The sequence below is a fragment of the Ruegeria sp. N10 genome (assembly GCF_056531545.1).
In genome coordinates this window covers 95,699-120,021 of sequence record NZ_JBQFLY010000014.1, presented here as the reverse complement: position 1 = coordinate 120,021, position 24,323 = coordinate 95,699, and the positions used below count along the sequence as shown (strand labels likewise).

The following is a 24,323-nucleotide window of genomic DNA, read 5'->3' as shown; positions in this document are numbered from 1 at the left end:
AGCATTTGACGCCTGGAATGCTGCCACCCGAGCAACTTGACACCCAAGCATCAGGATTTCTTCGTGAGTCAGAAGTTAACGTGACAACACCCTATCGGGCCATCGATAAATACGGCAAGACCCTGGACTTCATGCTATCCAAACGCCGGAACAAAGCTGCTGCAACAAAGTTCTTCGCTCGTGCGCTTGAGGTAAACGGATTGCCACGGAAGATTGTCATCGACTAAAGCGAGGCCAACACTGCTGGCGTCAAAGCAATAAACAAGATGCTGAAAGGCTTTGGTTGCTCGGTACCGATTGAGACGGTCAGACGGAAGTAACTCAACAACATCATTGAACAAGACCATCGCTTCATCAAATGTCGGATCAGGCCCATATTGGGTTTCAAGTCTTTCTCGTCAGCTGCGTCTGCTCTAGCAGGTATCGAACTGGTCAACATGATCCGCAATGGTCAGTTCACGCCCAGACTCTCTCCGTTTCCGCAGTTTGTTAAACTGGCGGGATAATAGATCCACCTGCGCCATCTCCTCAGCCTGCCAAGGAACTTGCGACAGAACCTTGCGCAGAAATGTCCCGAGAGGGTTCAGCCAGAGCCGCCCTTTCTTCGGTTGTTTCACTGGCACTTTCAGCCCTTCTCGTCGCCGCTCGCCATTGTGCTCGAAACAATGGCGCATCAATGGCTCTCCGTTCAATCCACCCATCGCTGATAGACCATCCAGCCTCTCTCTGCAGCGCAGCGATCCGGCGATAGCCGTATCGGCCGTACTGTCGGGCAAGCTCGATCATGTCGGCCACCAGTCGGTCTTCGTCTGCGCGACCTTATGGGACACACCGTTTCGCAGACTGGTTTTGTCCAAGCTCGCGGCAGGCGCGTCGCTCAGATACTTTGAGCTGGCAGCGGACATGATCGATGCATGTACGACGACGAGAGGGGCTCAGTAGTTTCCCTTTGCGGCTTCCGTCAGGATCAATTTGTCCAGCGTCAGATCTGAAACTGCGCGCCTCAGCCGCTCGTTCACTTTCTGAAGCCGCTTCAGTTCTTTCAACGGATCTACACCCATTCCGCATTCGCCGTTGGGCTCGAACCCACGGCGCGTTCAACGGCTCATTTCTTCCGCCAGCGGTAGTAGGTTTGCTCAACAACACCAATCTGCCTGATCGCATCAAGACGGGACATCCCTTGCCCCATCAGAACTTCAACCTGCGGTAACTTTAAGACAATCTCTTCAGGCTTTCGTCTCTTGTTTGCCATTCGTGGTCCTCCGTTTCCTAAACATAACGGTGGACCAGTTCAGTAGGGGAGGCTCACTGCGTTCAGTAAAATTGGATTGCCACTTGGAACAGGATGGCGGATTGGTGGATCAGAGAAAACGACCCCAAACTTACCAGGCGTCTGCACATTTCGACCAACCTGGAACAAGGGACGCATCGTCGGCCAGAAGCGACGGCACTGGCCGAAACAGGTTTGTGCATCAGATATCGTCAACGGATGATCTGACTGCGCTCGTCACACTTGCGTTCCTCACCAATCCTCCTATGAAAGTGCAATAAATTGATCGGGGGAAGGCTTGCGATGCGCATGCGCGATACGTTCATCAAACCGATGCATCCTGAAGGTATTCGGTTTGTCGCAATCTTTGCCGCAATAGCTGTCGGCCTGTTTTTACTTTCTGACATTCTGGGTTGGATTGGCGTCGGTCTCACGATCTGGTGTTACTATTTCTTTCGCGACCCGGAACGGGTGCCGCCGACGGAAGAGGGTTTGATCGTCAGCCCGGCGGACGGGGTGGTTTCGCTGATCGAAGCGGCGGTACCTCCGAGCGAACTTGGGATGCCCGACGCGCCGCTTACCCGTGTCAGCGTGTTCATGAGCGTCTTCAACTGCCATGTAAACCGAACGCCAGTTGAAGGTGAGATTGCCGCTGTTGCCTATCGCCCCGGCAAGTTTTTCAACGCATCCCTAGACAAGGCCAGTGCCGACAACGAACGCAACAGCTTGCGTATTCGTATGGCAAACGGTCAGGATCTGGCTGTTGTCCAAATTGCGGGCCTAGTTGCCAGACGGATCGTCTGCTTCGTAAAACCCGGTGACAAGCTGCAAACCGGAGAACGGTTTGGATTGATCCGGTTCGGATCTCGGTTGGATGTTTATCTTCCTGATGGTGTCGAGCCACAGGTGCGTGTCGGGCAAACGATGATTGCGGGCGAAACCGTCCTAGCTAGTTTGCGCACACCTGAACAAAAATAGGTGGTGGGATCTGTGGCAAAACCATCTAAGCAGGAAGAGACCGGGTTCGCGCTGATCCATTTGTTGCCCAATGCGCTGACCATAACAGCTATATGCGCGGGCCTGACGGCGATCAGATTTGGTGTACAGGGCAATTACGTGCTTGCGGTGCAGCTCATTATTGCTGCTTGCGTGCTGGATGGGTTGGACGGGCGTATTGCGCGCCTGCTCAGCAGTGACAGCAAAATCGGAGCGGAACTAGATTCACTCGCAGATTTTCTGAACTTCGGAGTGGCCCCGCCGCTCGTTCTTCATTTTTGGGCCTTGCAGGATATTCAAAACGCAGCGTGGCTTGCCGTCCTGTTTTATGCGGTATGCTGCGTGATGCGCCTTGCCCGTTTCAACGTGGGTAGCAAATCCGAAGCCTGTGATCAGAACGATGCCTATTTCAAAGGGGTCCCGGCCCCTGCGGGGGCGCTGTTGGTGATGCTGCCAATGTATGTTTCCTTCGCTTTTGCAGATGCCCCGCTGCTGCCCGGCATATTGATTTGTCTTTACATGGTGGTCATCGGTCTGCTGCTCATCAGCCGGATACCAACCTGGTCTTTCAAGACGACGCGGATCTCGCGCGAGAATGCAAAATACTTTCTCATCGGGGTCGCTGTTGTTGGCGCGGCGCTGCTGACCTATCCCTGGGTCACGCTGATCGCGCTTTGCGTTGGATATGTGGGAACGGTTGCCTGGGCCTGGCGTGGCAAGGAAGTCTCTTCTAACCGTTAAGGACCTGATATGGACATAAAAGCCGTTCAAAACTCCTATGCTCGATGGGCGCCCGTCTATGACAAGACGTTTGGAGCCATCACCTGTGTTGGGCGGCAGCACGCGGTTGACTATATCAACAGACACCCGGGCAAAGTACTGGAGGTCGGCGTGGGCACTGGTCTGTCACTGGAACACTACAAGCCCGAGATGCAGGTGACAGGGATCGATTTCAGCGAGGAGATGCTGAAAAAGGCCCGCGACAAAGTGGAAGCCCAATCACTGAGTCACGTCGAGGAGCTGCGGCAAATGGATGCCCGCTCGCTTGATTTTCCGGACAACCACTTCGATACGGTTGCGGCGATGCATGTGCTGTCCGTCGTTCCCGAACCGGAAAGGGTGATGGCAGAAATAGCGAGGGTCTGCAAACCGGGCGGCAGAGTGGTAATCACCAACCACTTCCAACGAAAGCGGGGATTGATTGCGTCCCTTGAACGGTTTTTTGCCCCGCTTGCAAACACAATTGGTTGGCATTCTGATTTCGAAATCGACACAGTATTGCAAGAGGATGTACTGACCGTCGGAGAGCAAAGAACCCTGCCACCGCTGGGGGTGATGACCTTTTTGGTTTTGACGAAAACAGCATTTGCATAACGGCCTTGTCAACAATTCTCGTGGCCCACAAACTAGGAATTGAGCAACAGGCATTGCCAAGTTGATCGCGCTGTCCTTTTCGGATAGCGCGTAACATGACCATACCGACTTCATTGCTGCGGCTGAAAGGCTTCCGTTTTCCTCGCGAAATCATCGCTTATGCGGCGTGGGCATATCATCGGTTTGCGCTCAGCTCGGCAGATGTGGAGGGTTTGTTGGGGGAGCGCGGCGTGATCGTCAGCCGCGAAGCCATTCGCCTTTGGGTGAACCGTTTAGGGTCTCAGTTTGCCGATTGTATCCGACGAGACCGGCCCCAGCCGCACGACAAATGAAGTGGTCGTCCCGATCAACGGCGTGAAACATTGGCTGTGGCGTGCAATCGATGGCAATGGAGATGTACTCGACATTCTGATCCAGCCTCGCCGCAATGCCAAAGCCGCAAAGCGTTTTTTCGGTCGATTGGTTGCTGCCTATGGCGAACCACGTGTCGTTATCACGGACAAGCTGCGTAGCTATATACCAAGCCGTTCAAGGTCATCGCGCCGGGCGCCGACCATCGGGCGCACAAGGGGCTCAACAACCGGATCGATGGGTCACACCGGCCGACGCGAAAGCGGGAAAAGATGATGGGTCGGTTCAAATCACTAACCTAAGAGCAACGATTTCTCGTCGCCCATAACCAAATCAATACGATCTTTTGTCCCCGCCGCTATCGCCTTTCCACTCTCTCCTACCGCCATGTCAGAGCCGACGCGTTCAAGCTGTGGCAAGGTTATGCTACCGGGCTATCGGCTTGATTGCGCGGTCTCACGCTTATTCCAATCCACTTCTGATGACTTGGCAATGCCGGTCAACATAATCCACAAAGGTCAATTCACGCCTGGGCTCCGCCCGTTTCAGCAGTTTATCCAACTGGTAGGATAATCGCCTCTCCAGTTCCATCCTTTCAGTTCTGGAAGAAACTTGCGGAAGACCCAGACGGTCCCGAGTTTAAGTCCGAGAGGCTTCAAACGCCGCCCATGCTTTTTCGAAGGCATCGAAATCGAACCCGGTTGCGCGGGCGGGATCCAGAATCAGTTTTTCGGTTTCAAGCAACTTGATGATCGCCCGTTCAAGCTTGCCCACGACTTCGGGCGGGATAACCAGCGCGCCATGCCGGTCCGCGTGCACGAGATCGCCATCCTTGACTACAAGGCCGAAGACTGTCACCGGTGTGCCAATCTCTTTTACGTGCACAAATCCGTGGCTTGGCCCGACAGACCCGGCAACCACCGGGAATCCATCCGGCAGGTCGCCGAGGTCCCGCATCACGCCGTTGGTCAGCGCACCACTTATGCCAAAACCTTTGTGGACCGTCGTATTGATCTCACCCCAAAAGGCGCCGATGCAATCTGGATAATCCAAATCCTCAACCACGGTGACAGCCGGGCCGCTCCCAGTTGCCATATGCCTGTAATAGTTCATCCGACGTTGGCGGATCTCCTCAGGCGGTTCTGACGGCGGGTTCACGGCGGCAATCTTCGCGGTACGGGCATATCCCACCATCGTGCCCGCATCGGGATCAGAACATAACATCGTGCCCCGGGTGAATTCATTGAATCCGCGCTTGCCCTGCGCCACTTCGATTGCGTTACAAACAGTCGGAGTGTCGACCTTTTTCAGCAGGTCCAGAAAGGATTGGTTCATATCATCTCCAGCCAGCGGATCAGGGCCGCCGTTGTTTGTTGCGGTTGTTCCAATGTCGGCAGGTGGCCGGCGTTTACGATGATCTCCAACCGGCTTTGTGGCATCAGCTCGTGCATCAACTCATGCCTTGAGACGGGGCACAGGCCATCGTCGCGCCCGCAGAGAATGAGTGCTGTGTTGGTGAAGTTGCGCAGAGTGTTGCTCTGGTCAGGGCGATCACGCAGGGCTTTGGATTGATTGACGAAAACGTCCGGGCCAAGATCCATGGCCATGTCCATGCACAAATCCAGAATGGCGGCGCGGCGCGGACCGTCCGTCAGGTAGTTCGGTTTCATCTCTTCGGCCATAACCTTGCGCAGGTTGCCACTTCCGACGGCATCAATCTGAGGGCCGCGCGTTGCTTTGACCTCGTCCAATTCAGCAAGTGGGTTCGTGTCCATCAACGCCAGACCAGCCACACGGTCCGGTGCCTGACGCAGGATTTCCATCCCCACAATGCCACCCATCGAGAGTCCCGCCAGAGCAAAACGTTCGGGCGCATAGGCCAACACATCGGCGGCCAGCGCCTGCATCGTTTCATGGCCTCCGATTGGTGCGCACAGGATCGGGTATTTGCCTGATAAAGCGTCAATCTGCGGAGCGAACAACCGCGCATCGCACATCATTCCGGGCAGGAGGACAAGTGGCGTCATTTGACCAGGGCAGCCCCTTCGGCCAGTGCGCCCAACTTGGCATAGGCGATATCCGGATCTACCGCACCAAAGCCGGCAAAGGTGCCAAAGCCGCAGTCCGATCCGGCGATTACACGCTCAAGTCCAACGATTTTCGTAAACCGCTCGATACGCTGAGCAATCAGTTCCGGGTGTTCGACAAAATTGGTCGTGGTGTCCACCACACCGGGCACAAGAACCTTGTCATCCGGAATTTCACCCTTGCGGTCACGGAATACCGTCCATTCATGCGCGTGGCGCGGGTTCGAGGTTTCGAACAGCACATAGCGAGATTTGGTGGACATCAGCGTCGAAAACACCTTGTCCATGCCGATGTCGCAGCAATGTGGCCCCTCGTAATTGCCCCAGCAGATATGGACGCGCACCTTGTCGGCTGGGACATTTAGCAATGCGTGGTTCAATGCCTCAACATGCATGTTGGCGATTTTCACGAACTCGTCGTCGGACAGATCGGTGAACAGCATATGCCGCGACAGGGCCAGATCCGGGCAATCCAGCTGCAAATCCAGACCCGCACCAATGATGGTCTCATATTCTTCTTTCATCGCGTCGGCCAGCGCGGCCAGATAGGCCTCGCGCGTTGGGTAGAAGTCATTCTGCAGAAAAAGGGAAATTACCCCTGGGCTGGCAGCGTTCATAAAACCGCGCGCGACCCCGTGTTCGGTCATCGCCGCCTTGAGATTGTCTATGTCCTTCTGCAGCTCAACTTGCCCTATTGAGCGCACCTCGCCCACGCACATGGGCCGTGCATATTGGGGCGTGCCGCCATCATCCGCCAGACGTTGCAGATATCCGGGAAACATTTTGAGGTCCGCAGGCGCATTGCGCGGGCTGTCACCTGCAAAACCGGTATACCGGTCCTTGACGTAAGTGGCGTAAGAAATCTTTGAGGTCTCACCGTCCGAGACGATATCTACCCCAGCCTTGGCTTGTTTCCGCACGGTCTCGGACACGGCAGCGGTCATGCAGGCGTCAAATGCAGCCTGATCGAACGGTTCCTCTCGCTCGCGAGCAAAGATGAAATCAACGACCTTCTGATTTCGTGGCAGACTTCCCACATGGGTGGTTGAAACGCGGGTCATGTCTTCATCTCCTTCCAAATCTTGATCCAGCACCGGGCCGGAAACCCGGCGCTGGATGCGCTAAGCGCGCCCCGAATGAAACCGGGACACGCAATTTTGGCTTTATGCACCCGTCCAGGTCGCGCCTGCCGGATCGTCGGTTGCGGTGATACGATACAGCCCCGCTTCTCCGGTCATCGACGGCTCGGCGCTGTAGCTTTCGCCGGGCAGAACCAGTGCGGTGTCGCCGTTGGACAGGGTGGTCTCGACCTCATTGATCCTGATGCGCCAATGGCCGCTGGCCGGCATCAGAACCACGGGTTTGTCCGCCTTGATCTGTTCGGCCACGGCCGAGCCACGGGCCAGGAAATCAACCTCGAACCCTGGCTTGTCCTTGATCAGGCCGTTTTCACCGATCACAACCGCAGGCTTGTCCGCCGCCAGCGCCATCAGGTCCCAGTAGCGGGCGACATATTTGCCGATCACCGCCTCAACGGGAACCTCGGGATAGGCTTTCAGTTCTTCCTCGGTCAGCAATGGCATGGGCTGCACATTGTGCGGCAGTTCCTCGCCCTTCTTGCTGTCATAGAGAACGCCATTGTTGCCCAGCACCAGGCCATGGGCCTGCGCGTCCTCGATCACCTGAGGCGCCCAGGTCACGCCGCCACCGGCATCGTCGCCCCCCAACATCGACATGATCATGCCATAGTCCTGGCCGACATTCTCGAACCCGCGGAAGATGCCGGTCGGGATGTTGAAGATGTCACCTTCTTCAGCGATGAACTCGCCCGCCGTGCCATAACGACCCCAGAAGAACCGCCATCGACCTTTAGCAACAAAGAACACCTCGGCGGTAGTGTGACTGTGCAGTGAGTTGCGGCATTTCGGCGGTTGCCCCGCTGCGCCGATGTTGAACCCGATCTTGTCGGTGATGTGGACGTGCTGATCCGGGCTTTCGCTGACGCCGCCGCCAATGATTGTAAAGTTCTCTTTCTGGTCTGAACCTGGCGTGTGGGCGTCGATGAACGCGGTTTTACAAGGCTTCAGTTCGCCATAACGGACGATGCGGCTTTCGATGGTACTCATATCTTTTCTCCTTTTGATTTGGGTTTGATGAAATCAATCCAAACCACCCGGCGGGCGATTGTTCAGCCGCCGGGCGCGCAGGCTGGCGCGATGGGCGTGGTACCGCCGCAACGCCTGCCCGGCATCCAGATTTGAGATACGGTGCGACATTCTAGAGATCACCGGTCTTCAGCAGAATCTGTTTCCAGATCGAGGTTTCGTCAAACAAGGTGTATTCTTTTCGCAGACCCCACGGACCGAACTCGGCCTGGCTGATGCCCAGAACAAAGACCTCGGCCCCTGTGGGCACGCCGAACACGCCCCAGCCGTCATGCTTGCCGTGCAAAGACCAGCGGATCGCGGCGCGCGGCGGCATCATCGGGTCGTCACGGCCGATCTGATGGTGGATCTTGAATTCGGCACGTGGGAACGCTGCGCGCAGACCCATCCAGAACCTATCAACCGGCCCCCAACTGTGGCCGGTCGTGCCGCCGGGATATTCTGACAGAACAGCGCGGTCGTATTCAGCCTCGATCACCCTCATATCGGCATTCATGATCCGGGTCAGGATATCCGCGTATTTCTGGCCCCATTCACTGTCATTGCCACGGCCTTTATAGGGGCCGGGCCTATCGTTCGCGGGCGTGAGGGGCTGCACGCAGGCGTCTGGCCCACCCTCGCGCACGATCAGATCGCGGGCGTATTCCTTGAGATCCCAGCCCATCTGCTGCACGATCGCGCTCTGGTCGCGGATGAGCCACTCATCGTTGATCTGGTTGTTTATTGCGTGGCAGTCGGCAAGAATGCGGTAGATCAGTTTCTTGCCAGTCGCCTTGCCATAAACACCGTCACCGAGATGGCTCGCGGTGGATAAAAGGCGATGCGACGACAGCATGCCCTCTTCTGGCGTTCCCGACCAGATCACATCCTCGCCCAACAGTGTACGATCAGGGAACTCTGCAAGGGTCGCCATAGTGGCAGCAATGACATTCTGATTTCCGACAACCACCGACCCAGGCGAACGCACGACGATGTCCGGGGCATAATAGTCGTGCAGCGTCGCAATGCCGCGATCTTCCCAGATTTCTTTGGTGATTCCTATTATGTAATCGGGAAAGTCTTTGAATTTGGGATTAAATCCCTTCATGTCTTCCATCCTTCAGGTATGCGGGCGGAGCCTCGAACAATCAGCGGCCCGTCAATCTCGACCCGACGCGGGCCGGCATCGGGGTCCTCAATCTTGCCAAGCAGAATATCGACAGTTTCGGTGACCATGCGATTGGCAGGCTGTCGAATGGTGGTCAGGTTGTAGGCTGGCCATGAGGCGACAGTGACATCGTCGTACCCGATGACCGAAACGTCGCCCGGAACATTCAGCCCTAATTCGAACCGCAGCGTGTCCATCACGGAAATGGCCATGTGATCGTTGGCGACAAACACAGCATCAGGCGGATCGGCTTCGAACATCCTCAGCGTGGCTTGCCGGGCTTCTTCCGTCGAAAAATTTCCTACCTCACGGGCGTGCAGCGTAACCCCGGCTTTCTGCAAGGCGGCAACAAACCCTGTTTCGCGGTCACGCTGGGTCGAAGCTCCTTCCCACCCGGCGATATATCCGATCTTTTGGTGCCCAGCTGCCAACAGGAACTCAGCCGCCTTTCGACCACCGGCAACGTTGTCAGATGTAACTGACGACATCGCCGTGTCGTCTTGTGCCCGATTGAACAATACCATCGGTATACCGGCCGTTCGGCAGCGGTCTGACAAATCTGAGGACAAAGCCACCGAAGCGGCGATGATCCCTTCGACCTGAAAGTCGAGTATTTCTTCGACCACATTGTCGATGTTTCCAGACTCATGCGAAGCCATGAATATCAGCACGTGGTATCCACGTTCCTGTAACGTGTTTGTCAGCTTCTCCAGCGCCTCGGGATAGAACTGGTTGTTCAGATAGGCCACGACAAGCCCGATGATCCGGCTTTTCCCGGACACCACAGCGCGGGCCAGAACGTTCGGGCGATAGCCCAGTTCCTTGGCCGCCTTGCGCACCTTTTCGACGGTTTTTTTCGACGCCGACGCGCCGGGGGTGAACACACGGCTGACCGCAGATTGGCTGACCCCGGCGAGACGGGCAACTTCCAGTGATGTAACTTTTTGTGTCGCCATCAGTCTGCCGTCCAACCTCCGTCAACTATCAATGCCGTGCCCGTCACCAGCGCCGACGCGTCCGAGGCCAGATAAACCACCGCCCCCATGATGTCCTCAATCTCTCCCGGGCGACCCAGTTTTATCTTGTCCAGAATCCAGGCCCGCTTATCCGGATCGTCGAAAGTCGACTTTGTCAGATCCGTCAGAATGAAGGTGGGGCAAATCGTGTTAACCCGGATCTTTGACGGTCCGAACTCAAGCGCCATCGCCTTGGTGAAGCCTTCAACCGCGAATTTCGACGCACAATAAACCGCGCGTTCGCGACCACCAACATGGCCCATCTGGCTAGAGATATTGATCAGTGAACCGGGACGGCCGACGTCGAGCAGGCCTTTGGCAACAGCCTGGGTCAGGAAATATGCACCTTTGACATTGACGCCTATCACCGCATCGAAATCTTCAGGCTGTGTTTCCACGGCCTTGCCGTGTCGGGCAAGCCCGGCTGAGTTCAGCAGAATATCGAACGGCCCATTTTGCGCTACAGATTCAGCGGTTGCCGCCACGTCCGAAACATCCAGTTCCAGAACCCTGGCAGACCATCCCTGCGCCGACATATCTTTTGCAATATCCTGCAGCGCACCAGCACGGCGCGCCGCCAAAGTGACCTCAGCACCATGTTCCGCCAGCGCCACAGCGCAGGCCATGCCTATGCCCGACGAGGCTCCGGCGACCAAAGCTCGCTTGCCGCTCAGGTCGAAACTGGGGGTGCTGGGAAAATGTGGCATATCAGACCTCGCCGACCGGGAATGGGATGGTGCCCGGTACACGCGCCTTATTGAACTCACGCAGTCGGGCAAAAACATCTACGCCCAATTGCCGATACGCGTCCAGCAGATCGACCAACACCCAATTCTCGCGGATCAGCCCACCTTCCAGACGCCAGAAATCAAGTGACTTCAAAGTGATCCGTTTGCCCGAAGGCGCAATCCCCATCCAGCCGTCATGGGTGACGGTCTGGATCATGTTCGGCCAGCCGGTCACAGCGGCATAGTCTCCATCACCAAAAAAGTGAAAGGTAATCTCGTCAGCGTGCTGGCCACGATCGGGCATTCCGTTGAGGAAGGGAATCTGGTGCCAGTTTCGGAATCCCGCGATACCGCGCGCTGTCCCGATCCCGGCGGGGCCGTACCAGTTCATGCGCGGATGCCAGAACCGCTCCATCTCCATCACTTCGGGCCCACCCTGGCTGGGGTGTTTCTCAAGATGTTTCAGCATGTCGACGATATGATTGCACGAGGCCAGAGATTTCACCTCATCCCACGGTCCCGATACAACGCCATCCAGAGACGCCGGGCCGGGAATGCAGAACTCCAGCCCCAGAGACGGGGCCATTGGCCAGGCATTCGCCTGCATCATGACTTCGGGAATATCCCAGAGTGTCTGGATCTCGACAACCTTGCCTTCTTCGAAACGGTAGAATTCGTGGAACCGCATATGGACCAAATGCCCGGTCGGCGGGATGTCCAGCCAGGGGGCGACAAAGGTGCCGAAGTAGTGGCCGCCGCAGCCGACCCAGTCGCTGCCCTGTTCTGTCCGACCACCCATGACGATCCAGTCGCGACGCTCAAGATCGGGTATGGATTTTAGTATCGGCGTATAACAGGTGTCATAGAGTTCCTGCGGGCCGGTCAGATCTCCGAATGGATACATCATGTGGATGGCAGCATCGGGCGCGATTACCGCCTCCAGCGCATCTCGTACCCCGGCTTCGTCGAATTTATACATAGCCTCGCGCAGGGGCGCGATCAGGGCCTTGTGGGTAGAGTGAGTATCCATTGCGAAATCTCGCATCGTGTTAACTTCTTATCCAAAAAATTCTGTAGCGCCACGGTCGATTCCGGGCGCAAGATTCGTCCCGCTTACGAGGACGCCTCGGCCGTCTCGCGATATGGTGCGCCTTCACCATAGGGCACGTTGATGCCCCCGTAACGCCGGAGGCGGATGTTGCATTGTTCGGCATGGCCGACAAAGCCTTCCAGCATGCACAGGCGCGAGCCGTATTCGCCGATCATCGCCGCGGCCTCATCAGTGACAACTTTCTGATAGCTGTGGGTTTTCATGAATTTGCCGACCCAGAGCCCGCCAGTATAGCGCCCGGCCTTCTTGGTCGGCAGTGTATGATTGGTTCCGATCACCTTGTCGCCGTTGGCCACGTTGGTGCGCGGCCCCAGGAACAGCGCGCCATAACAGGTCATGTTTTCCAGAAACCAGTCGTCGCGGTCGGTCATGACCTGAACGTGCTCGGAGGCAATGTCTTCGGCCATTTGCAGCATCTCGTCATAGGTGTCGCAGACGATGACCTCGCCATATTCTTCCCAGCTGACTTTGGCGGTACCTGCGGTGGGCAGGATTCCGAGGATACGGTCGATCTCGCTCAGTGTTTCTTGGGCCAGCTTGTGCGAGTTGGTGACGAGAATGCAGGGGCTGTTATAGCCATGCTCGGCCTGTCCCAGCAAATCGGTCGCACAAAGCTCGGCGTCCGCAGCAGTTTTGTCTGCGATCACCATGGTTTCGGTCGGCCCGGCAAAAAGATCGATACCTACCCGGCCAAACAATTGGCGCTTGGCTTCGGCCACAAAGGCGTTGCCGGGGCCAACCAGCATGTGAACCGGATCAATGGTCTCAGTCCCGATCGCCATGGCGCCGATAGCCTGGATCCCACCCATCACGTAGATCTCGTGGGCACCGCCCAGATGCATCGCTGCGATTACGGCCGCATTGGGTTTGCCCTGAAACGGCGGGGTACATGCGATGATGCGCGGAACACCCGCAACCTTTGCTGTTGCGACCGACATATGCGCCGATGCCACCATCGGGAACTTGCCGCCCGGCACGTAGCAGCCAACCGACTGCACAGGGATGTTCTTGTGACCCAAAATCACTCCTGGCAGAGTTTCAACCTCGATATCCAGCATCGAGTCGCGTTGTGCCTGCGCAAAGTTCGTCACCTGCTTCTGCGCGAATTTGATATCGGCCAGTTCGCGTTCAGTCAGCGAGTTGATCAATTCGTCGATCTGATCCTGGCTTAGACGGAAGCATTCCGGCGAGTAATTGTCGAACTTCTCTGACAGCTCACGCACTGCGATATCGCCGCGGGTTTCGATATCCGCCAGCGTTGCCTCGACAACAGCTCGGGTTTTGGCATCGTCTTCTGCTCGGTCAGCTTCTGGTTTGCCGCGTTTCAGGTATTCAATAGCCATTGTCTCTATCCTCAGTTTTCAGGCCGGGGTGGAGTTTTTTCTCCCCGGTCAAATGCTTCCCAGCCTTCGCCATTGAACAGATCAACGCCAAGCTGCGTGGCGACATGGGCGAAGTCGACATTCACCCAATTGTCGATGATCTTGCCATCGACGACTTTCCAGAAATCCATGTAACGGATCTCGACCCGCTTTCCCGTCGGAGCGATGCCCAAGAACTCGCCCGAATGAGTCGCCTCCTGTCGGCCAAAAGCGGCAGCCCACTCGCCCATGTAAAGTCGGGCCTCGTCGATGCAGGTCTTATCAGAAAATGCTGCCTGGAACGGGCGCTGCCAGTTGTTCTGAAACTCCTTGAGCCCAGTTTTGGTGCCGCAGCCCTGGTTGCCGATCCAGCGGAACCCTTCGGCGAAGAATTCGCCGATATCGTCGATGCGGTGATCATTCAAACCATCGACCATGCCCTCGATCACGGCGCGGGTTTCGTCTGTCTTGCTCATGTCCGTGTCTTTGGTCAGCACGGCCTGTTCGGGGCGGGAGCCCTTCATGTGTTTTTTCCTTTTATGGTTACCAAGGGGTTTTCTGTGTCGACTGGGAAGGTCAGCCTGCTGTCAGAAAATCCCTTGGCATCCGGTTGAGCGCCGGGTGGCGCGCAATGGCGTTATGTCTGGCGGAACAGCTCATGCGGCTGGTTCCGCGATTTCGGCAACAAGGTCGTAACCCAGCTGCAACGGCACCTGCGGGATGTCGAGCATGGACCGGCTTTCGACGATTCGGCCTGTCGGCGCGAGTCCGGGGAACGGTATAACCCGCACCCCGGTGACCTTTGGCCGGCCGCCGCTCATTTGACCGGCGGCAGCACGTCGAATCCGAACTGCAACAACGCATGGGGGACATCGACGAACACCCAGTTTTCTACCAGCAGATCGCCCTCGCGCCGCCACCAGTCACAGACCCGGAACAGCACGCGTTCATTGGTCGGGCCGAAGCCCATGAACGGATTGACATTTACACCAGTCAGCGAAGGCCACCCCCCGGAGCAGGTGTAATCGCCCTCTCCGTAGCGGGTGAAATGCCTTGTCATGCCATTGTTCGCAGACCCGCCAGACCAGCCTTCGAACTGGCTTTCGAACGGCACCTGGAACGACCGGAAATGTTCGATACCAATGAAGGAGCCCCAGGCACCGGGGCCATACCACATCATGTTTTCGTGCCAATACGGTCGCCAGGCCTCGTCTTCAGTGGCAAGTCCCGACAGCATGTCGGTGACGATCTGATAGCTTTTTCGCCCCGCATCGGCATCCATCTCGCCACGCATGACGCCGTCCTGCGAAGCGGGCCCCTGAACCAACCCGGTATGGCCATACTCATTGCCCGGAACATAGCTGAGCGGCCACTGCCCGCAGGAGATCATCAGTTCAGGAATGTCGAGGAAGATGTAGCTCTCGACCGCCTTGCCATCTTCCAGCCGGAAGAACTCGCCGAACCGCAGATAGGTCAGCTTGTCGGTGGCGCGGATACCGATCCAGTCGCGGGCGAAATGGCCGACATAGTAGCCGGTAGCGCTGACCCAGGTGGCGCCTTCAAACTCGCCGGTCATGGCGATGTAGTGACGGCGGTAAAGGCCCTCGAATGCCGCCTGCAAAGGTTTCAGGAAATGCTCACAATAGGCGTCGGCCCCGGCGATCTCATTGATGGGATGCACGATGTTGATATTCGCGTCTGCTGCAAAGAAACGCTGCGCGGCGGCGGCGAAATCGCCGGGATGCTGCAACGCATCGGAATAGGCGAAGTAGGTGGTTTTGGCGGAAGACATCTGTTTTGGTCCTCTTGTTAGGTTCAGGTTTGCTTGCGTGTGATCGACGTCACGCAAGCCGGACCCGCCCGCATCAAGGCAAATGGAATTCGTCCCGGCCGTCGGGCCCGGCGCGCAGCCAAGTTCAGGCTGGCTGCGTGCGCATGGGCAGATACGGACTGAGGATGAGTGCGCCCCATTTATGTCAGCCTTTCACAGCCCCGGCGGTCAGGCCGCCGACGATCTGGCGTTGGAAGAACATCACCAGGATGAACAGTGGAACTGTGGCTGAAACCACCGCCGCAACGGCGAACATCACGTTGCCCTCGGTTTGTGTTGTACCGAGGAAGGCGGCGATTGCAGGCACCATGGTGCGGTTGCTTTCGGACAGCAGCATCGCCCCGACGGCAAAGTCGTTATAGGCCAAAAGGAACGAGAACAGCCCGGTCGTGATGACGCCTGGCCACATCACCGGAATAATCACGCGACGAAATGCCTGGAATTGGTTGCACCCGTCGACCTTGGCGCTTTCATCCAACTCGCTCGGGATGTTCTTGAAGAAGGAATGCAGCATCCACAGGGTGAACGGCTGGTTGATTGCCACCAGCACGATAATGGTGGTCGGAAGAATCCCCCAAACATTCCATTCAAAGAAGGGCAGAAGATATCCTGAGACCAGAGTGATTGGCGGCATTGCACGGAAAATCAACGCCGTGATCAAAAGCCAGAATGTGTAGTTGTAAGTAGACCGCGAAAGGGCATAGCCCCCTAAAGTCCCGATAGTCAGTGAGATGGTAACAACAAAGAAACAGACGATCCCGGTGTTCAGAACATTGCGCCAGAACTCTTCCTGAATCCAAGCACCCTCATATCCGGTGGTGGTGAACGGCGAGCCATAAACCGCTTCGGTTCGGGCACCGGTCAGGGCGTTGGTCCAGTCAGCGATCGAGAAGAAATCCAGCTCGACCTTGAACGACCCCCAAACCGTCCAGAGGAACGGAAAGGCGGCCAGGATAAACCATAGGAGCACAAACAGGGATGAGGCGATCCGAAGGCTTGTAGGCATTCTTTGCGCGCGGCTGGCCATATTATCTCGCTCCTTTGAAATCGCGCCAGGTGCGGACAAGCACGGGCGACAGAAGAATGGCGACCCCGATTATCGTCATCACAGAGGTAGCGGCAGCGGAAGACAGTTGCCGAGTCTCGCCACCGAGATCGTAAAAGATGAAGGTGCTGAGTGATTGCGCATGCGCTTGTGCGCTGAAGCCGATGATAGGTTCAAACACCTTGAAGTTATCCATCAACTGGATCAGCGCAACAAATGTGACCAGAGGCATGAGGTGGGGAACAACCACAAATTTGACCTGTTGCCAGCGCGTAGCCCCGTCGATCTGGGCAGCCTCGATCTGGTCTTGGGGCAAGGTTTGCAGACCAGCATAGAACACGACAAAGGCAAAAGGAGCGGCGTGCCAAACACCATAGACCATCAGTGCTACCCACATCAGCCCTGTTGAGGCTTTTAGGCTGAAATTCGGATCTCCGGCCAGATATACGAGGGCGTTTCCGATCACCCCGCGACTGTCAATCATCCAAAACAGGATGAGCGAACCGATCAGCGGGGTCACAATCATGGGCAGAAGAGAGAAAAAGATCATCAGACCCTTGAGTTGCCGGTGCAAGGAGTTGACCGCCAACGCAATCAACAGCCCCAATACAATTGTGAGCGGTGTCACGACAGCAACGAAGGTCAGCGTGAATGCCATCGCCCGGTAGAAGGGTAGATTACCAAGCTCGGTGAAGAAGCCGCCCCATGTTTCATTCGCGGCCCAGATTTGACCAATTTCCTGTATCGCCAGATGGCCTCGGTTAAAGTAAATGTCCAATCCCACAAATCGGCCCAGAGGTTTCTCGGCGCGAAGTGCTGCAGTGGCCTCTTGATCAACAGTGGTCTCAGTTGTGCATCCGATAAGCGGGGTGCAGTTTTCGACCTCTAACAGAACGGCCGGGTGGGGCGCGAAGATCGATTGAGTCACCACCGAGACAATTGGCATTGCAATGAACAGCAGCATCGCGAGTCCTGTGGGCAGGAAGAACCAAAGGAATGTCTTATGGCGCATGTTGCAATCCTCGCGTGAGTAGGATTGCGCGGGTGGGTATCAAAGGCACCCGCGCAATGGGCTTCTTATTGCAGATAGCCTTGCTCGATGGCGGCGGCACGATAGGCGGCTTCTACATCAGCCAACGCTTGTTCCGCGCTTTCCTTGCCCTGCATGAAATCAGCAAGTTCGTTGCCAAGTGCGCTGTGCATGAGCCCCATGTAGGGTAGCATCGGATAGGGTGGTGTGCCCATTTTGGCCGCAGCAAACACGCCCTCGGCATCTTTTCCCGGCTGGTAGCCTTCAATCAGCCAGACCGCCAACGGAGTGGTTTCATCGTTCAGCATGTCAGGACGGATGCCATGTTTCATTGCGATGAAGGTGGCCTCGGCCTCTTCATCTGAGATGTTCTTTCCGACTGTCCAACCGTCCCACCACAGGGTCGTTGCAGGGATATCTCCGCCACCAACTGTCAGCGGCGCGCCAATCGCATGGCCGTCGATTACCTCCTGCAACACACCTTCGGTGGTGGTTTGCTGCGATGCGCGCGAACCCCACATATTCATGATTGCAACGTTGCCAGCACGGTATTCGGCATTGGTGGCGTTGGAGTCATGAGTCAGGAAGTCGGGGTTCATGTATTCCGACAAAGCCTTCATCATGTTCAGGGCGTTGACACCGGCCTCAGAATTCACGTTGGGTTCGGCCGTACCGGGTTTAAAATGGCTGCCGCCATAACCAAGGAACATATTGTTGAATTCCTGCGCCAGGTTCCAACCCGATGCATAGGCCCCACCAACCGGGTTTTGCATGATGCCCTGCGCACGAATGGCCTCGGCCACCTCGAGCATTTCCTCATAGGTAGTCGGGACTTCCACACCGGCTTGCTCAAGGATGTCCTTGCGGAACATCAGATGCTGCGCGTTCGCCATAAAGGCGATAGCCATGATGTTGTCGCCAATCTTGATCAGCTGCCCAGGCTGCAGGTCCTGGCCATACTTTTCCACCAGATCATTGAGCGGACGAATAACGTCTTCGTTCATCAGTGCCACAACCGAACTATTGGCGATGATTGCGGTCGTATATTCCGACGGATTGCCCGACAGGCCAGCCACGTTGATGGTCTGGTGCTCGGATGTCAGGTTGGATTCTACCGACGCCCCGGTGCATTCCTTCGCTCCGGCTGCGACGGCCTGGATGGCCGCAAATTCATTGCCGACTATGTTGACACGTGCGCCGATTTCGCAGGCATATCCCGCGCTTGCGGCAAAGGCGGCTACCGAGCCGGCCAATGCAATTTTCTTCAGAAACATCAATATTCCTCCCTAGATGGATGGGTGCATCTTCGAAGTCTGCACCCTAGTTACCCCGTCCCAACGGGTGTTGTTTGCGGTTCTCAGCCTTCCAGGCGAGCCCCGGTTTTCGCATCAAACAGATGGCAGTGATCGGTATGGATATGAATCGAGACCTGATCGTCGATTTCGGCCCGATAGGTTTTGTCGGCCTTGACAGAGACCAGCGCTCCACCGATCCGAACCGAAACCATGGTGCTGTCGCCCAACAGCTCTTGTGTATAGATCAGTGCATTGATCTCGCCGCCGCTTTCTACAACATTGGCGTCCTCGGCGCGAAACCCCAGCGTGATAGGACCGTCCGGCGCGTTCAACCCGTGCACCTCTGTGCTTTGGGCGCGGAACACGCCACCCTGAACCTCGCCATCGACAAGGTTCATTGCCGGGTTGCCGATGAAGCTGGCCACAAATGTATTTGCAGGTTCATCGTAAATATCGGTTGGGGAGCCAACCTGCTGAACCACACCTTGTTTCATGATCACCACCCGATCAGCCAAGGTCATTGCCTCGATCTGGTCGTGGGTCACATAGATCGTGGTGACCGCCAATTCGTGGCTCAGGTTCTTGATCTGCGCGCGGGTGGAAACGCGCAGTTTTGCGTCAAGGTTGGATAGTGGCTCGTCCATCAGGAACACGTTGGGCTCGCGCACAATGGCACGAGCCAGGGCAACCCTCTGACGCTGACCGCCAGACAGTTCCGCCGGTTTGCGGTGCAGGAAGTCATCCAGCTCGACCATCGCCGAAGCGCGCCGCACTTTTTCGTCATGGGTAGCAGGGTCAATACCGCGAACTTTCAGCGGGAAGCGAATGTTCTCATATACATTCATATTCGGATAGAGCGCGTATGACTGGAACACCATCGCGACATCGCGGTCTTTGGGCTCCATGTCATTTACTCGGGCGCCATCGATCAGGATATCGCCCTCAGACGCGTCCTCGAGACCAGCAATCATGCGCATTGTCGTGGTCTTTCCGCAACCTGACGGCCCAAGAAGTACCAGAAATTCCTTGTCGGCTATTGTCAGGTCAAAATTGTCAACTCCAACAAACGATCCCCAACGCTTTCCAACATTGCGAAGTTGAATTTCGGCCATTCTGTCCTCCCTGCTGCACGCATCGTGCATACGCTTGCAAAACCATAGACAACAAAAGAAACATCTGGCAAGCTTTTTTTGCATGCGTGTGCAAACGTCGACTTCATCTTCTTCGCAATTCGCCCCATGACAGCGACTAAAGAACTGAAAGAAAGTAATAATGTCCTATGAAATCCCAAAAGCGATCATCTTGGATTACTACTCGGCGCTCAGCAGCGTAAAAGAATCGGATATCGCCAACATGTTGTCTGAGTTCTGCGCAGAAGACTACCTCTGGCGCGGTTTCCACCCGTTTGATGAGCTTCGGGGCACCCATGACGTAGCGCAGGCATTCTGGCATCCCCTGAAGCAAAGCCTAGGGAATATGCAGCGCCGGATGGACGTGTTCATGGCCGGAAAAAACGAGATGGACGGATTCACCTCGGTCTGGGTTGTTTCAATGGGGCACCTTATGGGCCTGTTCGACAATGCGTGGCTGGGCATCGCCCCTACGGGCAAGATGGCGTTTTTGCGCTATTGTGAGTTCAACAGGATCGAGAATGGCAAGATCGCCGAAACGGCGATGTATTTCGACATCCCGCATTTCATGATGCAAGTCGGGTTGCAGCCCTTCCCGCCCCAAACCGCAGCCCACCTGGTGCAACCCGGACCAATGACGCATGACGGGTTGATGTTCAACCCGCAGCCTGCCGAAGAAGGCGAGAAAACTCTCGGCACGATCAATGCTATGATTTCCGATCTCGGCCAATGGAACAGCGGCCTGAGCCTTGAGGAAGAATTGCGCCAGACATGGAGCGAAGACATGATCTGGTGGGGACCCGCCGGGATCGGCGCGACCTATACGATTGAGCGTTATGCAAAGCAGCACTCAGGCCCGTTCCGCGCATCCTTAACGGACCGTTCGAAGACCAAGCACATTTGCCGCTTGGCTGAGGGTCACTATGGTGGCTTTTTCGGCTGGCCGAATTTCACGGCGCGGCCCACCGGCGGGTTCATGGGTATGCCCGCCACCGACAAGGCCGGTGATTTCCGCGTGATCGACATCTATCGTCGCGAGGGTGACAAGCTGGCCGAGAACTGGGTTTTCATCGATCTGCTGCATTTCTGGAAACAACAGGGTGTCGATGTATTGGGGCGCATGGCGAAAGTACCGCGAACATGACCGGCTGGATCGATGCCCATCACCACCTTTGGGACCTTGAAGCTGTAAACTACCCCTGGCTGATGGCGCGCGGGGTGGAAAGGTTCTTTGGCGACCCGACGCCGATTCAACGGAATTATCTACTGCGCGAGTTCCGGTCCGAAGCCGCGCCCTGCGGAGTCGGTGCCTCGATCCATATCCAGGTGGGGGCCAAAAACGGTCTGGACGAAGCCCGGTGGGTTCAAGCTGTCGCCGAAACCAATCCAGACTGGCCAATGGCGCAGGTTGTGTTCTGTGACCTGACCTCGGCTGACCTACACGCCCAGCTTGATACGTTTCAGGCTCTTCCAACTGTACGCGGTGTGCGCCAGATCGTCGGGCGCGCACCCGGAGAGGACGCGCAGACGGGCACCAATTTCCTGCTGGATGATCCGCGGTTTCTGGACGGATTGAAGGAGGCTGGACGGCGTGACCTCAGCTTTGATCTGCAGCTCATTCCTGATTTGATCGTAAAAACCACCAGAATTCTCGCTCAAGCCTCGAATACACGAGTCGCTCTATGCCATGCCGGATCACCATATGACCGCACTCCGGCGGGCCTGAAAAGCTGGGCTCAAAGACTGCGCGCTCTGTCTGATCTGCCGCACGTCTCATGCAAGCTCTCAGGTCTGGGCATGTTCGATCACAACTGGGCGCCTGAGAGTATTCGCCCGATCGTGGAGATTTGCCTTGAACAATTCGGACCAAAGAGGGTCATGTTTGGCTCGAATTTCCCGGTCGACAAACTCTATGGCAATTACACATCGCTGGTACAGGCTTACCGTGATCTGGTTCCGGCTGAGGCCCAATCGGCTGTGTTCAGAGAAACCGCAGAACACTTCTATGATCTCGAGGTGCCCTGAGAATGATATTCATCCTTGAAACAATAAGGTTCTGTCGCAGATTTCTTTGAGAACTGCACAGACGGAGCTGGAGAGGCGATTTTCCCGCCAGTTGTTAGGCCGGTATTCGGCTCTCAGGAGTCATCTCGACTTCCGCCCATCTGACAGCGATGACTTTGACGTTCCGGCACTCAAACGCAACGGGGACAGTCGTTCCGGGGAACCCGTAGGAATGGGGAAGCCTTCCAAAAGATAATGGAGCTCGTTTCGGACCCATGAGGTGTTGGTATTCAAGGCTTGAATTGACAGAATCTTCAACATTGATCCTGTGCAGATGGGTTCGTCACAGATTAATTGGGTTTGCCCGCGAGGGTCCCAAGGCAAAAAACCCGGAAGAGAGCGTGATACGGAGGTAAAGCAGTGACCCAACAGAACTGGAGCCAGGCAATTCTCGACCGGCTCAAGTCCGAAGGAAGTCGTCTGGCCATACCAGACGGATACCAACTGTTTGCACCGGGCGCTTACGGTGAGGTGTTTTTGATCATTCGTTCGGGCATCGTCCGAGTGGAACAAACCAGCCCGTCAGGGCGGACCGTTGTTCTTTATCGGGTTGGCCCGTACGACAGTTGCGTTATGACGACCTCGTGCATGTTGTCGGACATCCCCTATTCAGGGTTCGGTTATGCCGAGGGGCCGGTGACGGCGCTGGCCATCGGGCGGGACAAGTTCAACACGTTGCTGGCCACAGATGCAGAATTTCGAGGTGCGGTCTTCATGGCGTTTTCACAACGCATTGTTGAACTGTCCGAGGTTATCGATGATCTTCTACTTAACCGGATGGACCTGAAATTGGCGCAGTGGCTTTTCGATCAAGGCGCACATTCGGGCGATATCCACACCACGCACCAGCGCATTGCGGCCGAACTGGGCAGCGCACGCGAAGTCATGTCCCGTATCCTCAAGGATTTTGAACATCGGGGATGGGTCAGGCTTGAGCGAGGTGTGATTTATCTGCAGGATCGCCCAGCCCTGCACCACCATGCCAGAACGGGAGTTGTGTGACCTCGTCACATAACACGGTTTGGAAAACAGCGAATCTTGGACCAGATAATCAAGGAGATTCGACCATGCAATTCACGTCTAATGTTGGTTCTGTCGACCGGGTTCTGCGCCTGATCCTCGGTGGCGTGCTGATCCTTCTGGCACTGACCGGCACCATCGGCCCCTGGGGTTGGCTTGGAGCTGTGTTTGTGGTGACGGCCTTCATGAAATTCTGCCCGATTTATGCGCTTCTGGGTCTGTGCACCAACAAGCAAGCCAAGCCGTAACACGTCCTACCCTTGCCTCGCGCAACACTGGGATTCGTCTGGGTTCCGGCGTTGTGCGGCGGGCGTGGGTCAGGCGCGGCGTTCCTCGGGGCATCCACTGTTGTCCATCCCCCAGCTGACAACCGGCACCAAATTCGAAAGGTGTCAGCATTCGGGCCAGCATGTCGCCTTCTACCCCTAGCGCCAGACCGCTACGCAGTTGCACAACCCGGATGCCCATACCCACGATTGGCGCAGCGGCGCGCTCCCATGTGTCGCACACCTCATGGATGAAGACGGGGTGGTAGGTGTCGTCTTCGGTGAGGATCTCGTCTTGCCGCGGCCCATACCAGCCCACGGCGGAACCGGTGATTAGGCAAGATGGTTTTTGATCCAGCCTGCGGATCAGTGCGACGAAATCTTTCGTCATCACGACCCGAGACTGCAGGATGCGCGCGTTTCCGACGCGTCCAATGCGCGTTTGCCACCAGCTCACCTGCCAGATTGACGATGGCGTCAAAGCGCTCTGTGTTGTCAATTTGCTCGAGTGAGGTGATCAGGCGTACCGGATGGGGCAATGCGTCGGCCTTTTGCAGGTTGCGGGTCAGGACGGTGACGTGGTGGCCATCAGCAACCAGGGCCTCGACCAGACGTTGCCTGATGAAACCGGTGCCACCCGTGATCAGCAGATGTTGTCGGGGCGCGAGTTGCGTGACCAGAGAGGCCGCGTTGACGGCATTCAACCGCGTGCTGCGTGCGGCCGCCAGCAAATCGCGCGCGCTGAACAGCGCCACACCAAACGCGGCAAGGGTAGCCATGATGCTCCAACTGCCGTGATGGACAGCCATTCGCCGTCCAATTCGCCCTTCGTGCCGATGAAAACGATCTGGCTTCCAGGCGCTCGCACCGTCGAACAGATCGAAGGACTTGTGGAAGCTCTCTCGCACGGTGCGTTGCCGGAACCTGTCACGCAGCAGATCGAAGCCCTGATTGCACGTGAACCGGAAGACACGCCGGACAGGGCACGTTGAAAGAAACCCATTGCGGGCAGTGGGCGAACGCCTGATTTGTTTGC

The 24,323-nt window shown here is 56.5% G+C and carries 25 protein-coding genes and 4 pseudogenes; 11 read left to right on the top strand and 18 right to left on the bottom strand.

Annotation, left to right across the window (positions count from 1 at the left end):
- Positions 1-92 precede the first annotated feature (92 nt).
- Positions 93-506, top strand: a pseudogene (locus ACR0JI_RS17250) (DDE-type integrase/transposase/recombinase); the annotation flags it as partial.
- 75 nt (positions 507-581) lie between these two features.
- Here ACR0JI_RS17250 and ACR0JI_RS17245 read toward each other — a convergent pair.
- Positions 582-1,252 (bottom strand): annotated as a pseudogene (locus ACR0JI_RS17245) (transposase family protein); the annotation flags it as partial.
- Between the two features lie 321 nt (positions 1,253-1,573).
- On the opposite strand from ACR0JI_RS17245, the gene ACR0JI_RS17240 reads away from it, so the two are divergent.
- From ACR0JI_RS17240 to ACR0JI_RS17220, 5 genes and pseudogenes are all read left to right on the top strand, one after another.
- On the top strand, positions 1,574-2,248 hold the full coding sequence (locus ACR0JI_RS17240) for a phosphatidylserine decarboxylase (RefSeq protein WP_480495278.1): 675 nt from the start codon (positions 1,574-1,576) through the stop codon (positions 2,246-2,248).
- A gap of 12 nt (positions 2,249-2,260) precedes the next feature.
- On the top strand, positions 2,261-3,007 hold the full coding sequence (pssA, locus tag ACR0JI_RS17235; RefSeq protein WP_480495276.1) for a CDP-diacylglycerol--serine O-phosphatidyltransferase: 747 nt from the start codon (positions 2,261-2,263) through the stop codon (positions 3,005-3,007).
- Between the two features lie 9 nt (positions 3,008-3,016).
- Positions 3,017-3,640, top strand: coding sequence for a class I SAM-dependent methyltransferase (locus ACR0JI_RS17230; protein WP_480495274.1), 624 nt, complete (start codon positions 3,017-3,019; stop codon positions 3,638-3,640).
- Between the two features lie 95 nt (positions 3,641-3,735).
- Positions 3,736-4,437 (top strand): annotated as a pseudogene (locus ACR0JI_RS17225) (IS6 family transposase).
- A 52-nt stretch (positions 4,438-4,489) separates the two neighbouring features.
- A pseudogene (locus ACR0JI_RS17220) lies at positions 4,490-4,564 on the top strand (IS6 family transposase); the annotation flags it as partial.
- A 66-nt stretch (positions 4,565-4,630) separates the two neighbouring features.
- On the opposite strand, the gene ACR0JI_RS17215 reads toward ACR0JI_RS17220, so the two are convergent.
- The 16 genes from ACR0JI_RS17215 to ACR0JI_RS17140 all read right to left on the bottom strand — a co-directional run bounded on the left by ACR0JI_RS17215 (position 4,631) and on the right by ACR0JI_RS17140 (position 19,919).
- Positions 4,631-5,326 (bottom strand): RraA family protein, encoded by a 696-nt coding sequence (locus tag ACR0JI_RS17215; RefSeq protein WP_480495271.1) that lies wholly within the window; start codon positions 5,324-5,326, stop codon positions 4,631-4,633.
- Complete coding sequence (locus ACR0JI_RS17210; protein WP_480495269.1) at positions 5,323-6,018, bottom strand: alpha/beta fold hydrolase; 696 nt, start codon at positions 6,016-6,018, stop codon at positions 5,323-5,325. Before ACR0JI_RS17210 ends, ACR0JI_RS17215 begins: the two co-directional genes overlap by 4 nt.
- The gene (locus ACR0JI_RS17205; RefSeq protein WP_480477944.1) at positions 6,015-7,139 is read right to left on the bottom strand and encodes a cobalamin-independent methionine synthase II family protein; all 1,125 of its coding nucleotides are present in this window, start codon (positions 7,137-7,139) and stop codon (positions 6,015-6,017) included. The genes ACR0JI_RS17210 and ACR0JI_RS17205 overlap by 4 nt, the downstream gene beginning before the upstream one ends.
- A gap of 102 nt (positions 7,140-7,241) precedes the next feature.
- Positions 7,242-8,204, bottom strand: coding sequence for a cupin domain-containing protein (locus ACR0JI_RS17200; protein WP_480477942.1), 963 nt, complete (start codon positions 8,202-8,204; stop codon positions 7,242-7,244).
- Between the two features lie 151 nt (positions 8,205-8,355).
- Positions 8,356-9,330, bottom strand: coding sequence for a nuclear transport factor 2 family protein (locus tag ACR0JI_RS17195; RefSeq protein WP_480477940.1), 975 nt, complete (start codon positions 9,328-9,330; stop codon positions 8,356-8,358).
- Complete coding sequence (locus tag ACR0JI_RS17190; RefSeq protein WP_480477938.1) at positions 9,327-10,346, bottom strand: LacI family DNA-binding transcriptional regulator; 1,020 nt, start codon at positions 10,344-10,346, stop codon at positions 9,327-9,329. Before ACR0JI_RS17190 ends, ACR0JI_RS17195 begins: the two co-directional genes overlap by 4 nt.
- The gene (locus ACR0JI_RS17185; RefSeq protein WP_480477936.1) at positions 10,346-11,113 is read right to left on the bottom strand and encodes an SDR family NAD(P)-dependent oxidoreductase; all 768 of its coding nucleotides are present in this window, start codon (positions 11,111-11,113) and stop codon (positions 10,346-10,348) included. Before ACR0JI_RS17185 ends, ACR0JI_RS17190 begins: the two co-directional genes overlap by 1 nt.
- A 1-nt stretch (position 11,114) precedes the next feature.
- Entirely contained in the window at positions 11,115-12,164 is a 1,050-nt protein-coding gene (locus ACR0JI_RS17180) for an ester cyclase (RefSeq protein ID WP_480477934.1), read from the bottom strand.
- 83 nt (positions 12,165-12,247) lie between these two features.
- Positions 12,248-13,588 carry a histidinol dehydrogenase gene (hisD, locus tag ACR0JI_RS17175; RefSeq protein WP_480495267.1) on the bottom strand — a complete coding sequence of 447 codons (1,341 nt, stop codon included), beginning with the start codon at positions 13,586-13,588 and terminating at the stop codon, positions 12,248-12,250.
- An 11-nt stretch (positions 13,589-13,599) separates the two neighbouring features.
- Positions 13,600-14,130 carry an ester cyclase gene (locus tag ACR0JI_RS17170; RefSeq protein WP_480495265.1) on the bottom strand — a complete coding sequence of 177 codons (531 nt, stop codon included), beginning with the start codon at positions 14,128-14,130 and terminating at the stop codon, positions 13,600-13,602.
- Between the two features lie 132 nt (positions 14,131-14,262).
- Entirely contained in the window at positions 14,263-14,427 is a 165-nt protein-coding gene (locus ACR0JI_RS17165; RefSeq protein ID WP_480495263.1) for a hypothetical protein, read from the bottom strand.
- Positions 14,424-15,398: a hypothetical protein gene (locus ACR0JI_RS17160; RefSeq protein ID WP_480495261.1), complete on the bottom strand. Its 975-nt coding sequence runs from the start codon at positions 15,396-15,398 to the stop codon at positions 14,424-14,426. The genes ACR0JI_RS17165 and ACR0JI_RS17160 overlap by 4 nt, the downstream gene beginning before the upstream one ends.
- A 184-nt stretch (positions 15,399-15,582) precedes the next feature.
- On the bottom strand, positions 15,583-16,464 hold the full coding sequence (locus ACR0JI_RS17155) for a carbohydrate ABC transporter permease (protein ID WP_209507350.1): 882 nt from the start codon (positions 16,462-16,464) through the stop codon (positions 15,583-15,585).
- Between the two features lies 1 nt (position 16,465).
- The gene (locus ACR0JI_RS17150; RefSeq protein WP_480495259.1) at positions 16,466-17,494 is read right to left on the bottom strand and encodes a carbohydrate ABC transporter permease; all 1,029 of its coding nucleotides are present in this window, start codon (positions 17,492-17,494) and stop codon (positions 16,466-16,468) included.
- Positions 17,495-17,559: 65 nt separating this feature from the next.
- Positions 17,560-18,786 carry an ABC transporter substrate-binding protein gene (locus ACR0JI_RS17145; RefSeq protein ID WP_480477924.1) on the bottom strand — a complete coding sequence of 409 codons (1,227 nt, stop codon included), beginning with the start codon at positions 18,784-18,786 and terminating at the stop codon, positions 17,560-17,562.
- An 83-nt stretch (positions 18,787-18,869) separates the two neighbouring features.
- On the bottom strand, positions 18,870-19,919 hold the full coding sequence (locus tag ACR0JI_RS17140) for an ABC transporter ATP-binding protein (protein WP_480477922.1): 1,050 nt from the start codon (positions 19,917-19,919) through the stop codon (positions 18,870-18,872).
- Positions 19,920-20,079: 160 nt separating this feature from the next.
- Here ACR0JI_RS17140 and ACR0JI_RS17135 point away from each other — a divergent pair, with 160 nt between their 5' ends.
- The 4 genes from ACR0JI_RS17135 to ACR0JI_RS17120 all read left to right on the top strand — a co-directional run bounded on the left by ACR0JI_RS17135 (position 20,080) and on the right by ACR0JI_RS17120 (position 23,269).
- Entirely contained in the window at positions 20,080-21,081 is a 1,002-nt protein-coding gene (locus ACR0JI_RS17135) for an ester cyclase (protein ID WP_480477920.1), read from the top strand.
- Positions 21,078-21,962, top strand: coding sequence for an amidohydrolase family protein (locus ACR0JI_RS17130; RefSeq protein ID WP_480477918.1), 885 nt, complete (start codon positions 21,078-21,080; stop codon positions 21,960-21,962). Before ACR0JI_RS17135 ends, ACR0JI_RS17130 begins: the two co-directional genes overlap by 4 nt.
- A gap of 399 nt (positions 21,963-22,361) precedes the next feature.
- A complete protein-coding gene (locus ACR0JI_RS17125; protein ID WP_480477916.1) occupies positions 22,362-23,003 on the top strand; it encodes a Crp/Fnr family transcriptional regulator in 642 nt (213 codons plus the stop codon).
- A 65-nt stretch (positions 23,004-23,068) separates the two neighbouring features.
- Positions 23,069-23,269 (top strand): YgaP family membrane protein, encoded by a 201-nt coding sequence (locus tag ACR0JI_RS17120; protein ID WP_480477914.1) that lies wholly within the window; start codon positions 23,069-23,071, stop codon positions 23,267-23,269.
- 263 nt (positions 23,270-23,532) lie between these two features.
- Here ACR0JI_RS17120 and ACR0JI_RS17115 read toward each other — a convergent pair whose 3' ends face one another.
- Positions 23,533-23,886 carry a hypothetical protein gene (locus ACR0JI_RS17115; RefSeq protein WP_480495282.1) on the bottom strand — a complete coding sequence of 118 codons (354 nt, stop codon included), beginning with the start codon at positions 23,884-23,886 and terminating at the stop codon, positions 23,533-23,535.
- Between ACR0JI_RS17115 and ACR0JI_RS17110 the strand changes: the two genes are divergently transcribed.
- A complete protein-coding gene (locus ACR0JI_RS17110; protein ID WP_480495284.1) occupies positions 23,818-24,279 on the top strand; it encodes a hypothetical protein in 462 nt (153 codons plus the stop codon). The two genes, ACR0JI_RS17115 and ACR0JI_RS17110, sit on opposite strands and share 69 nt — an antisense overlap.
- The last annotated feature ends 44 nt before the right edge of the window (positions 24,280-24,323 follow it).